Below are 14,144 nucleotides of genomic sequence, written 5' to 3'. Positions count from 1 at the left end.
TATGGTGTTGTTAGTTTTGCAATTTTAATGAGTTCCAGATATATTCACCAATTTTTCTGCCGTGTGCAGCAGCTACGTTCACACTGTTTAAGTAATGTATGCCGCCGTAGTACCTGCTTAGCGAAGTTTCATTAGCAGCCTCTAAAAACGAATTAAAATGCCGTTGCATGCCAATATAGCGTAAATCGCTGGTATCCTGATATTCAAAGTTGTCGCCAAACAGGTGAGTTAAAATTACAGCCGATGCACCACTGATATCACTGTGCGCGCTGGGATATTCCGGAAAAGGTGGTGTTTGCAGCATAGGCAGCCAGTCGTGGTCTATCTTATCGTTAATTACGGTTACCGGCCTAATGTATTCATACTTATATTTTACCTTCCATCCGCATATAAAAGCATCATACAAAGCTATAGATGTTAAGGCGTAGGCCTGTGCGGTTTTAACCGCATTTGCATGTGTTTTTTTACAGGCTATAGTGGTTATACCTATCCAGTGGCCGCCGGGTGTTATTTTTTTATCTACAAACATCATGTGCCCGCTATGCTGTATAACAAAGGGGTTATCATCCCAAAATCTGGCTATCTCTACCTCTTCTTTGGTGATGTTTTTGCTTCGCTGGTAAACATCAAGGCTTTGCTTGTAAAACTCGCTGTTTTTATCATCGCTGTAAGGTGCAGGAGGTGGCAAAGGAAAATCAATCGCGTTTACCTTAAAAGTTTCCATATCACCCCAGCAATATTCTACCCCATCCAAATAATCGGGCGGAGTTGGATGCCATTTTCCCGGGTCGGTACTGCCTAAAAAGCGGGGTTTGCCCCTTGTTTTTATATAATTATCAAAATTAGCCCTGTTCAACACGGTGGTGCCTATTTTTTCGCCAAAGGCCATTGAACGCGCGTAGGTTGAATCGTCCAGATTATCCTTATACATCGCATATACCTTGTCTTCGTATTTTTTTAAAGTATCTACAGAAAAGGTGACCTTATGTGCTACCGTAAATAAGGCCTTAGTTGCGGCGAGCGCGTAATTATATTTTTTTCCTTTTTGAGGTTCGGGCATTTTTTTGAACCCGCGTAACTGATTGGTAATTGACGCGTATTTAGGATCAGCGTAACGCATGGCCTCATACGCGGCTAAATTGGCGTAACCATATATACGGCTGGCTACCGGGGGGGTAAAAACATCATAAATAATTACCTGTGTCAGTTCATCTACATTGTTGTGCAGTACATCGGCATCACTTATTAATGTACTTTTTTTATTTTGACTACAGCCACCCACCACAACACCAATAACTACTACAAGCAGTAACTTAAAGTATCTCATATTTGTCGGCAATATATAAATTAGTTTAAAGGTATATTCCGGCTTTGACCCGTACTATTTGTAACGGTTACAGCAGCCATTGAAGTATCAATATTAAAAAATCTTCCGGACTGCGACAAGAATGACGCGCCATTATAAAACTCACGTTTTTCTGTTTTTCCGTTTTTATATTTTATGGTGGCAAACATGTCATCGGGTTTTATGCTCACTGTATTTACAGATCGTTTAAGCTTAAACAGTTTTACCGGGCCTTTATATTGCGTAGCAGCCAGCATATAGCCGCCATTTGCTCCCCTTAGTTTAACCAAACCCTTACCATCACCCGGGATGTATATGCCGCTTTGCATTATACTTAGCGGTTTAAAATTGCCTTTACCATCGCCTTTAAGCATTAAACCGTTAAAAGCATCGTAACGGCCGGTGCTAACCTCGGTGCCGAAATCGTTACCGTTAAGTATAACATCCAGGTTACCGTCGCCGTCAAAATCATCAACCACAATACCACTTAGCTGGGATACCTGGGCTTCTGCCGGCAAAGGCATCATCGTAAATTTTCCGTTTCCATCATTACGCATGTATACGGATGCCATATAATTGGCCTTTAAACGTATTGCCCCTTTGCGCATTTCGGGCGTTATTACCGAATCCATAGTAGCCACCGCGAAGGATTTATAATTTTGGAAATGTACCCGCATACTTATCATCTGCTTAACAATATCATCACGTGTATAGGCCGGAAACTCCTGCATTTGCCCCTCCCTATCCTTTAAAAATAAGGAAGGGAAAGCATCATAGCTTCCGTTATTATCAAAATCCTTAGCGGTTATGTATACCGGGTATTTATCGCTCGCCTTATAAAAAGTGTTAAGCCCGGTATTGCCTACAATGTAGTCGATATCCCCGTCGTGGTCAAAATCGCCGCCGGCGATGGTGTTCCACATACCCAAATTATTTTGAATACCTGTGTTGGATGTTACATTCTTAAATGTACCATGCTCATTTTTTAATACGGTAACCGGCATCCACTCCCCTGTCAGGATCAGATCCGGCCAGCCATCGTTATTGTAATCTGAGAAGGTGGCATCGCAAACCAAACCTATATTTTCAAGCCCTTTCGCAGCCTGCGGCGTTACATCGGTAAATTTAATTTTACCGTTTTTACTATCATTACGAAGTATAAAGCTCGATACGGGTTTTGGATAGCTCCAGGGCTCCACCCTGCCTGATACAAACAGATCAAGGGCGCCGTCCTTGTTATAATCAACCGCCTTTACACATAACTTGCTGGTGAAGTTGGCTGGCAGGGCATCTGGCTGTAGTTTAAAGTCTCCTTTTCCATCGTTAACGTAAAACCTGTCCTGATAGGCCTTTGATCCGGGCTCCTGCTCATAGCCGCCACTGGCCACGTACAGGTCAAGGTCGCCATCTCCATCGGCATCAAATAATAACAGGCCTTCATCTTTAAATTTAACCGGCTGATCGCCAGTTTCAGCAGTTAAAGGCTTTTGTATGAACTTGCCGTTTGCCTGCTGTAAAAATAGCTGTGCCGGATATTTAGCTGTGCCGCCCACTACCATATCATCAAAACCATTACCATCCACATCGCCGACGGCAATAGCCGGCGTATATTCTGACAATTTATGCGGCAGTAATTTTTGTACGTTAAAATCAATAAAATCTTCGGACTGATGAATGTAATCTATTCCTGCCGAGCGGGTAACTTCGGTGAATAATGACCGGGTATTTATTGCGGATCTATTTAAACTATAATTAACTTTTGCATCAGCTATATTGACGGTTAAAACCGTATCGGCCTTAATATTTTTAATGGTTTGCTTTTTACCATTTTGCCATTCTATTACTACAGAATCAACCTTATTAACACTGCCAAGGCCAAAATGAGCCATGTTTTGTATGGTGGAGATATACCCGCGATATGGTGTATTTTCATACATCTGGTGCTTACCATGGTTGTAATAAATATCTGCAAAGGCGCCTATTCCGTTTATATTTTGCGCGGCACCCCTAAATTTAATATGCAGGTAATGGTTGTTGTTTTTATCCTTATCTCGTGATGTATTACGATACACCATAGCCTCGTCATCAATATTGTTGATCACTACATCCATAGCGCCGTCGTTATCAAAGTCGGCATAAGCTGCACCATTAGAGAAAGATGGCACACTTAGTCCCCAATTTTTTGTCACATCCTCAAACTGTAATTTACCATTATTGCGATAGGCATAGTTTGAAATTTTCACAACGGGTATTTGATCAAGCACCTGCTTTTTAGTAGCTACCGCGAATGATTCATTTCTGAAATTTATAAAATCATGATCGGTAACGTCACGGGGGTAACCATTTGTAATGATGATATCCCGAAAACCGTCGTTATCGAAATCGGTGATCAGGGGTGTCCAGCTCCAGTCGGTTTCTGCCACACCGCTAAAAAAGGAAACTTCACTGAATACAGGGGCGCCAATGGAATCGTTTTGTCCCAGGCGTGTACCCCGGTTAAGTTGTAAGGCGTTGTGGTTATACTGATACTGATGTCCGTAATAATCAAAGTTTTGATAGAGCTGAACAGATGTAGCGGGCATAAACATCTTTTTCCGATAGTTGTCCTCCGGATCCATATCCAGCTCAAAAACATCAGCAAGGCCATCATTATTAATATCCTGAATATCCTGCCCCATAGCGCTAGTAGCCGTGTGTTTAAAATACTCCTTTGTACGATCGGTAAAGGTACCGTCGTGGTTATTTATGTACAGGATGTTATCGGGTAAAAAATCGTTAGTAACATAAATATCCTTCCAGCCATCGCGGTTGATGTCGGCTATACTTGTAGCATGCCCATAACCCTCAATCAGTATTCCTGCCTGTTTTGAAACATCCTTATAAACGCCGTGCTTTAAAACCGGATCATAATCATTACGATAAAGCCTGCCTGTACTTTTGGCGGATCCGTCCTTAATTATGGGCCTGAAAGAGCTGGTATTATCATTTGATTCCACCTGGTTAACTGTAAGATACATATCCAGGTCGCCATCGTTATCATAATCAAAGAAGGATGCCATGGTTGAATACACATTTATATTTAACCCATACGCTTTCCCCTCTTCTTTAAAATGGGGTACTCCATCCTTATCAACCCCGGTGTTTATATAAAGTAGGTTAAGCCGCTTTACACTATCCTTTAAAAGGGTGTTACATACATAAATATCGGGCAGTCCATCGTTGTTAATATCTACAACGGCTACGCCCCTGCCCCAACCGCCAAGGCCGCCAACACCGGCTTTGTCGGTTACGTCTTCAAATTTCATATCGCCTTTGTTTATATAAAGGCGGTTTTTTACCGTGTTACCGGTAAAGTAAATATCTTGTAAGCCGTCGTTATTAAAATCGCCGATACCTACACCACCACCATTGTAGATATTCAATACATCGAGCGGATTAATGGAGTCGTTCTCCACAATTTCATTATTGAATTTTATGCCAGAGTGGGACGACGAAATTTTTTCGAAAAGTGTATCTCTTTTGCAGGAGAATAAAAACAGCGGTAAAAAAATAAGCAATAGATATCTGGGGGACTTCATAACCAACACAAACACGAATATAGTATAAAAAAAAGAGGAGAAGATGGGTATCTTCTCCTCTTAATTAAGCTTTGTTATAATTAATACCCAGGATTTTGTTTGATATTTCCTTGTGTAATATCAATTTGTGCCTGTGGTATAGGGAACAACTCGTTTTTACCGGCGGTAAATACAGCGCCTTTTATTAGCAATATAGGGAAGTTAGGTACATGGTTCTCATGATCTAAGTATGAATTGATCTGAGCAGCCATCCAACCGTTACCCATAGGGCCACCGGTTATACCATCCCAACGTTGTAAGTCAAAGAAACGATGACCTTCCATACCTAATTCTAACCTGCGCTCAAATTGAACATATTTACGAGCAGTAGCTTTATCAGTAAATGAACCGGCAGGATATAAACCTACTTTATAGTTAGCAGCCGGAGTACTGGTATAACCACCGGTTGGTTTGCTAGGATCAATATAGGTATGTACCCATCCTGTAGCATCAGCTGCACGAGCACGAATCATGTTTACATAAATACGAGCCTGATCTAAGCTTCCAACTTCAACTTCACATTCAGCAGCCCATAGTATTACATCAGCAAAACGGATAGCGTTATAGCTGTTAGATGTTGACTGATTAGCTGCCCAGCCACCGTAAGTATCACTTGTAGTAGCTTGTGCTGCCTGATAGTAAACATTTTTGATAGGGCTGTACGGTCCGCCGTCATCCTGGTCACGAGCCCAGGCTTTTCCCGGATGATTACCCCAGTCTAAGTAAGGGATGCCCCTACGACCAACTGACCAGTCTAAACGTGAATCTACTGTTGCTGTAGTCGGCGTAAATGCAGCCGACTCGCTAACACCCTGATCATTTTTAAGATCGGAATCATTATAAGTATCTACCAATGGTAAACCAGTAACCGCATCAGTTTTAAAGGCATTTACAAAGCTAAATGATGGCTGGAAAAATCCGCAGCAAGTAGCAGGGCCTCCTGAAGGGAAGTTTAACACGTTACCTGCATTACCGTTTAATCCGTTCGCGCCATCCTTTATTGAAGTTTGCACTACAAAAACTCCCTCTGGACCGTTTTTGGTTGACGGATTAAAATTATCAGCATAATGGCCTAAAGTGTATTTAGCGCCGCCGGCGGTTACGCCGTTAGCAATAACATCTTTTAAGATTTCGTTAGCTTCGGTATATTTATGATCAAACAATAATGCTTTTGCTTCAAAAGCTAATGCAGCCCATTTGTTAGCACGGCCAACCTGTGGTTGTGTAGCAGGTAATACTGCTGCTGCTGCCTTAAAGTCTTCAGCAATTTTGTCCCATATAGGGCCTGGGTTACCTATGGTGTAGTTACCGTTATCATAGGTAATTGTTTCATCAGCGTAAGGAACGTTCCTCCAGATCTTAGCCAGTTCGAAGTGGAAAAATCCACGTAGAAAACGAGCCTCGGCTGTTGCTTGTGCAATATTATCTTCAGTTAATGAACCATCTGTAACCAACGGTATTTCACGAAGAACATCATTGGCACGTTGTACACCGGCGAACATTGCACGCCATTTCGGATCAAGGTAACCGTTAACGCCTGTTGGTGTTCTTGCTTCTATCGCAGCGGCATCCGGTTGGTCACCCGGGGTAGATCCCTTATGGGCATCATCTGCGGCAACACTCCCGTATATCCAGTTATCAGTACCTGATGTCCATGGATCACCCAATTGTCCATTGTAGTTACCATCAACAAGGGCATAAGCGCCTATTAGCAAGCCGTCAACCCCGGCCTTATTAGCCAACACCACGGTGTTAAGACTCCCTGTGGGTGTTTTCTCCAGAAACTTCTTGCACGACATTGAGAAGGCAAGGGTAGCAACGGAACCCAGAATAATCAATTTATAACTTAATTTTTTCATAACTATTTTTTTTACTGTCCGTTAATTAAAATGATAAACGTGCGCCTACAAGAAATTTACGCTCATTACTTGGATAGTTACCAAAATCAACACCGGTACTGTTACCAGTTACCGCCTGCAATTCAGGATCTAAGCCAGTGTACTTAGTGATAGTAAATAAATTGGTTGCTTGTATATATACGTTTAATCCGCTAACTCCGATTGCCTTTAATTGGTCAGCACCAAATGTATAGCCTAACTGAGCTGATCTACATTTAAGGAACGAGCCATTTTCAAGATAATAGGAATTTACTACACCGCTTGTGCTAAAATTACTTGATGCTTCGGCAATTGGTGTAGCAGGGTTAAGATTAGTTGGTGACCATGAATTCTTTAACAGATCATTCCCTTTATTACCGGTTAATGAACTGTAGAAATTGGTCCAGTATTTAACGTAGTTAAAGTTATCGTTACCTTGTGATCCGTAGAATATCATACTGAAATCAAACTTTTTAAAGTTAAGGCCTACGTTTAAGCCATAAGTGAAGTCAGGGCTGCCTTTACCAAAATAATCACGGTCAGCATCGGTAATAACACCATCGCCATCAAGGTCTTTATACTTAAACCTACCCGGAGCTGCGTCAGCCTGGGTTGGAGAGACAGCAACATCAGCCGCATCTTTAAAATAACCAATAACATCATACCCGTAGAAAGAACCTATAGGGTGCCCTACTGTTTGTTTAATGATATCACCTATACGACTACCCACCTGGGTAAAGCTATATGGCGCTTTGGTAATTTCGTTTTTGTAAGTAGTAACGTTTAAGCCAAGGTTGAATGACAGATCATTACTGATTCTATCGCGATAGCTAACTGAAATATCAACACCCTTGTTTTGCACTTCGCCTACGTTAACAGCCGGTGGGCTTGCACCACCTACAGTTGCAGGTAAACTTGGTGTGTATAATAAATTTGCTGAGGTTTTTTTGTAGTATTCAGCGGTAACATCTAATTTATTAAATAAAGTTATATCAAAACCTATATTCAATATTTTGTCTGTTTCCCAATGGGTTTTACCGTTACCTATTGAACTGTTAAAGAAGCCCTGAGTGGTATTGTTTGATGAACCATCAATCGCATAAAAAGATGATCCTTTATCTAAACCAAATAATGTAAATGCATTTGCACCACCTACGTTACCCTGATAACCCAAAGTACCATAACTACCACGTAGTTTTAGATCATTAAGCCAGCTAACACCTTTCAGGAATTCTTCCTGAGATATACGCCAGGCTAAAGATACCGATGGGAAGGTACCATAGTTTCTGCCTGTTGCAAATACGGATGAACCATCACGGCGTACTGTGGCAGATAAAATATATCTATCATCATAAATATAATCTAAACGGCCAAAGTATGATAAAGATGCAGTTGGTTGAAAATTGGTGCTGTAAGGAGCAGACGTTGCAGTACCACCGCTTATTGTAACGAAAGCCGGATCAAGTGATGGAAGATTTACCACAGTAGAACCTAACTCGCGGCTACCATATTGTTTCTGCTCAAAACCAGCCAGGAATTTCACATTATGCTTACCAAAAATCTGATTGTAATTTATTGTGTTACTCCAGTTATAATAATTTTGATATCGTGAGTATTCAGTAAATGAGTTGTTACCTCCATGGCCTTCACCGCTATCATAAGGTCTGTAACCAATATCAGTATTATACTGATTTTCTATGTGACCGCTAAAGGCTGTACGTGCTGTAAAATGTTTCAGGAAATCTGCTTCTGCAAAAACGGTACCTTCAATAGTCCAGTTTTTATGCATATTATATTTTTGTCTTTCCTGGGTAGCAACCGGGTTTACCGCGTTACCTAACTGAGTAGGACCTGCATAGGTACCGCCGTAATTACCGGCTATATCATAAACAGGTATTTGTGGTTCAATACGATAGATCTCTGATATAGAGTTACCTTCATTTTGGTTACCGCTTGGGATACTGCCCTGGCCGTTAGGGGAAAGGGTGTAAAATAAATTAGCATTTTCACCTACACGGAAATGATCGTTAATGCTAAACGTAGTGTTTATACGCGCCTGAACCCTTTTAAAATAGGTTTCAATTAAAGTACCTTGCTGATTAAGATATCCGAAAGAAGCGTAATAGGTATTTTTGTCATTAGCGCCACTTGCTGATATGGTGTGTGATTGCAATGGAGCCGGTTTAAACACCTCGTGAAACCAGTCGGTACCATTTTCATTATCGAATTTTTGGATCAGATAATCATTAGCCGGGTTAAATTCATCAAATTTATAATTAGCCGGATTTGCTCGTGGGTCAGTAGCCGGGCCAACACCCTTAACAGATGCTGATTGGAAACCATAATCCTGAAACTCGCCGTTAATTAATAAAGCGTTACCCGGATCAACCTGCTTAACCAGTGCTTCGTAATCCCGGGCATTAAGTGTATTAAACGGATTGCCGCCTAAAGGCCTTTGCGTGCCATAGTACATATCATAAGTAAAGGTTGTTTTACCAGCCTTACCTTTTTTTGTTGTAACCACAACAACACCGTTACCACCGCTTATACCATAAATGGCCGCGGAGCCGGCATCCTTCAGTACACTTATAGATTCAATGTCGTTAGGGTTAAGGTTTGACAAATTACCACCCTGTACTCCATCAATTACAATTAACGGGCTGGAGTTGCCAAAGTTGGCAATACCACGTACTTGAACTTGCGCACCCGCACCCGGCGAACCTTGTGTAACAACAGTAACACCCGAAGCCTGGCCCTGTAGTAACTGGTCAGAGCTACTTGCAGGCAGTTTAATTGCCGATGCTACATCTACCGTTGCAACCGCGCCGGAGATATCCTTTTTACGCTGGCTGGTATAGCCCGTTACCACCACTTCATCGAGGGTGTTATTACCGGCCTGTAAAGTAACGTTAATAACATTACTTGTACCCACGGTAATTTCCTGGGAGGTATAGCCCAGATAGGATACCACTAAAACGTCACCGGGACTTACGTTCAGGCTGAACTGTCCGTTAACGTCTGTTTGTGTACCTGTGGTAGTACCTTTTACAAGCACAGTAGCACCAACAACAGGGAGCTTGTCATCGCTGCCTATTACCTTACCGGTGTGCTTTGTTTGGGCTGTAACTACCAATGAAGACACCATGCAGCATAGCAGCAGGCACAATGTTCTTCCTTTAAGGAGTAAACTTTTAAACATGAGATTGAGATTTAGTTGATTAATATATTTGATTTAAGATCTTGGTTTAATGGTTTATAAAGAAATTGTTTTATAAGCGGATGCCGGTGAGAAAGCATTCCTCAAATAAATGTTTGTTAACAATACCGAAAAATTGGCATTAAATGTGTAGTGTGTAAAAAGAGAAAATTGTAAAAGTTTTATCATACAGCTACTTTAAATTAAAAAAATCTTCCTGCCTGCACATACCGATAACATTATAACGCTATCAGTTTTCCTTTTAAAATTTGTTCACTTTCCTTCAATAGAAAAGTTTATAATTGGTAATGCTCTAATATAAATAGAGTGTATAGGTTACACAAGAACAGATTACAGAATTATGAATTATTTATTTAATAACCTTTTTATACCTATATTTTTATAATTTATTAATGCTTTATTAAATACATGTTAATAATAAGATATCTTTTATATAAAAATCACAATGTAAAAAAGTTGTTATATACCCTTTTTTTGTATAAAAAAATGGGTTTTTATTTTATGGAGGTGCAAAATTGAGTTGAAGTGTGATTTTTTTTTAAAAACAGGGAACATTTTTGCAACTAAAACAGGTCGCAAAAAGACAATAACGTTAATTAATTGTTAATAAAACATTTCTTAATTGTACAATGCATCAAAAAATCAATTTAGTGTACCCGGCAATTACCCTGTGTTATCAATTAAAGTTTTTATAAAAATAATATGCCCTGATAGTTTACCAAGGCATATTATTATGTATATTTTATATAAATAATTTAAGCGTTTACCGCTACTGCTTAAATTATTTTGACCAGTTAACTTTTGCCATATGTGTATCTACCGAACTTGTGCCTACACGGATTATAAATTCGCCGGGTTCCCAATCATATTGTAAACGGCTGTTATAAAATTTCAGATCTGCGGGAGTTATATTAAAGGTAACATCCTGCTTTTCGCCGGGCTTTAAATTTATTTTTTTAAAGTTTTTCAACTCCTGTACTGATCGGCTTATACTCGCAACCGGATCGCTTACATATAACTGTACCACTTCTTCGCCTTCGTACTTGCCTGTATTGGTAACGGTAACGGTTGCGGTTAATGTTTCGTTACCTTTTAAGTTAGTTTTGTTCAGCTTAACATCGCTATAGCTAAATGTAGTGTAGCTAAGCCCGTAACCAAACGGATAAAGCGGATCATTAGAAATATCCAGATAATTGGATTTGAATTTGGTTGGCCCGCCGCTGTATGGCCTGCCTGTATTTTTGTGATTATAATATATAGGTATCTGCCCTACGCTGCGCGGAAAGGTGGCGGTAAGTTTACCGGCCGGGTTATAATTGCCAAACAACACCTCGGCAACGGCGTTGCCCGCCTCTGTGCCCGGTGCCCATACATCTAATATAGCGTCGGCATGCTCATCCTCCCAGGTTAGGGTAAGCGGCCTTCCGTTGAATAATACGATAACTAAAGGCTTACCGGTTTTTGCCAATGCTTTCAGCATTCGTTCCTGACTTTCGGGTATGCTGATATCGGAACGGCTTGAGGACTCGCCCGACATGCTTTGCGACTCGCCTACCACAGCTACTACTACATCGGCATCTTTTGCATTTTTAACAGCTTCGTTAAGCATATCATCAGATGAACGCTTATCAATTGATACCATTTGCTGGCCAAAATAGTTCAGCCTGTTCATGAACATGGTATCTTCGGTAATATTTGAACCCTTAGCATAAGTAACGGTACCATTGTTACCTACTATATGGTGTATCCCTTCCAGCACGCTTACTGATTTTTCCCATTCGCCTGCTACCACCCATGTGCCCAGCATATCGCGTTTATCATCAGCTAACGGACCAACTACCGCTATTTTTGTACCCGATTTTTTCAGGGGCAATACCTGGTTTGCGTTTTTTAACAACACAAAGGAGTGTTCGGCTATTTTACGTGATGCCTGTAAGTTAGCAGGTGTCATCACATCGGTTTTCTCGCGTTCCGGATCAATGGATTTGTACGGATTATTAAACAAACCCAGTTTATACTTAGCTTCCAGTACACGGCGGCAAGCTATATCTATTTCGGCCTGGGTAACTTTTCCCTCTTTAAGCGATTTTTTAAGTGTTTTTAAAAAACCCTCGCCTACCATATCCATATCCAAACCGGCTTTTAATGCCAGGGCCGATACCGTTTGCAGATCGCCCAGCCCGTGGTTACTCATTTCATTAACCGCCGTATAGTCTGATACTACAAAGCCTTTAAAGCCCCATTGCTTACGCAGCAGATCGGTCAGTAACCATTTGTTGCCTGTTGCCGGGATGCCATCAACCGTGTTAAACGAACTCATGAAACTGCCCGCGCCGGCATCTACTGCCGCTTTGTAAGGCGGCAGGTAATCCTGATACATTTTTATACGGCTCATATCTACCGTATTGTACTCGCGGCCTGCTTCGGCGCCACCATATAGGGCAAAGTGTTTTACACAGGCCATTACCGCGTCGGCGTTGGTCATGCTGCTGCCCTGATAACCTTTTACCATAGCCGCGGCAACCTGCCCTCCATACCATGGGTCTTCACCCGAACCCTCGGAGATGCGACCCCAACGCGGATCGCGCGCGATATCAACCATCGGCGAAAACACCCAGTTCAAACCTTCGGCGGTAGCTTCCTTAGCCGCAATTTGCGCTGATTCCTGAATTAGACCCATGTCCCATGTGGCCGACATGCCTAAAGGGATAGGAAATATGGTGCGATGCCCGTGTATAACATCGAGCCCGAATATTAAAGGTATATGCAGGCGCGAATTTTTTACCGCCAGATCCTGTATCTTTTGAACATACTCGGTACCCCAAACACCAAATACGCCGCCTATGTTACCATTTTTAATACCTGCCTCTACATTAGAGTTTACCACCGCGCCGGTGGTTGCACGGCCAACGGTTACCAGATTTAGCTGACCTATCTTTTCGTCGACGGTCATTTTTTTCATCAACCCGGATACAAAGGCATCCATTTTGGCATCGGCCGGCGTTACTTTTTGTGCAAACGCCTTGCTTAAAGGCAGTGCCATTAAAGCTGCAGCAGCAAAAACCACCACTTTATTTTTTTTAAATATTTTCATTTTATGTGAGGGTATTATATAATATAGCTATTGGCTATAAACAATATTAATTTTGTGTTTATTAAATTACTGTTAAACTAAATAGTTATAATTGGATATTAAAACATCAGCCTAAAGGTGTAATTGGTACACAATTGTAAATATTAAAATTAAACATTCAAAGTATTTTTATAGAATATATAAATGTTAACTAAACAGCAACTTGAAGAATTTGAAGCCGAAGCCGGCATGATGTACCTTGATCACATATCAATTGATTGTGTGGTTTTTGGTTTTCACGAGGGGCAGATGAAAGTGCTGATGTTGAAAAGTAACAATGAGGAGGCGTGGTACCTGCCCGGTGGCTTTGTTATGAAACAGGAGCCTATTGAGGTGGCGGCTAACCGTATTTTAGCAACGCGTACCGGACTCGACAAAGTTTTTTTAAAGCAGTTTCACGTATTTGGCGACCCCGACCGCTCTAAAATTCATAACGAAATGTACAGCGAAGTGCTGCCCGCAGGTAATAATTTTTTCACCCAACGCTTCATCTCTATCGGTTACTATGCTTTGGTTGATTTTTTTAACGTGATACCCACGCCTGATGTTTTTTCGGAGATATGCACCTGGCGCGATCTGGATGACCTGCCAAAGTTTCAGCTCGATCATGAATTGATATTCAGAACCGCGCTGGATACCCTGCGCCTGCAATTAAGCTATCAGCCCATTGGTTATAACCTTATGCCCAAAGAGTTCACCATGCCCGAACTGCAAAAACTTTACGAAACCATATTAGGTAAAAAGCTAGACAGGCGCAACTTTCAGCGCCGCATACTGGGCTTCGGTATTCTTAACAAACTGGAACAAACCCGCAAAGGCGGCGCTCATAAAGCACCGTACCTGTATTCGTTCGATCTTAAAAAGTATCAGGCAGCATTAAAAGAGGGCTTAAAAAGCGGGTGGTAGCTGCGCCGTTATAATTAGCCATTGTTTCCGCTTTATTTAAAACATTTTC

At 41.3% G+C, this 14,144-nt stretch carries 6 protein-coding genes; 1 reads left to right on the top strand and 5 read right to left on the bottom strand.

Annotation, left to right across the window (positions count from 1 at the left end; genetic code table 11):
* Positions 1–10: 10 nt before the first annotated feature.
* The 5 genes from I5M19_RS04945 to bglX all read right to left on the bottom strand — a co-directional run bounded on the left by I5M19_RS04945 (position 11) and on the right by bglX (position 13,150).
* Positions 11–1,327: a vanadium-dependent haloperoxidase gene (locus I5M19_RS04945; RefSeq protein ID WP_200064750.1), complete on the bottom strand. Its 1,317-nt coding sequence runs from the start codon at positions 1,325–1,327 to the stop codon at positions 11–13.
* A 20-nt stretch (positions 1,328–1,347) separates the two neighbouring features.
* Positions 1,348–4,923 (bottom strand): VCBS repeat-containing protein, encoded by a 3,576-nt coding sequence (locus I5M19_RS04940; RefSeq protein WP_200064747.1) that lies wholly within the window; start codon positions 4,921–4,923, stop codon positions 1,348–1,350.
* An 80-nt stretch (positions 4,924–5,003) separates the two neighbouring features.
* A complete protein-coding gene (locus tag I5M19_RS04935) occupies positions 5,004–6,821 on the bottom strand; it encodes a RagB/SusD family nutrient uptake outer membrane protein (protein WP_200064744.1) in 1,818 nt (605 codons plus the stop codon).
* Between the two features lie 25 nt (positions 6,822–6,846).
* Positions 6,847–10,038 carry a SusC/RagA family TonB-linked outer membrane protein gene (locus tag I5M19_RS04930; protein ID WP_200064741.1) on the bottom strand — a complete coding sequence of 1,064 codons (3,192 nt, stop codon included), beginning with the start codon at positions 10,036–10,038 and terminating at the stop codon, positions 6,847–6,849.
* Positions 10,039–10,837: 799 nt separating this feature from the next.
* A complete protein-coding gene (bglX, locus tag I5M19_RS04925; RefSeq protein WP_262895487.1) occupies positions 10,838–13,150 on the bottom strand; it encodes a beta-glucosidase BglX in 2,313 nt (770 codons plus the stop codon).
* 183 nt (positions 13,151–13,333) lie between these two features.
* Between bglX and I5M19_RS04920 the strand changes: the two genes are divergently transcribed.
* The gene (locus tag I5M19_RS04920; protein WP_200064738.1) at positions 13,334–14,095 is read left to right on the top strand and encodes an NUDIX hydrolase; all 762 of its coding nucleotides are present in this window, start codon (positions 13,334–13,336) and stop codon (positions 14,093–14,095) included.
* Positions 14,096–14,144 lie beyond the last annotated feature (49 nt).

The organism is Mucilaginibacter segetis, from assembly GCF_016522075.1.
Lineage (GTDB): Bacteria > Bacteroidota > Bacteroidia > Sphingobacteriales > Sphingobacteriaceae > Mucilaginibacter > Mucilaginibacter segetis.
Note: the sequence above shows the minus strand (reverse complement) of the source record. Positions and strands in the feature narration are given on the sequence as shown.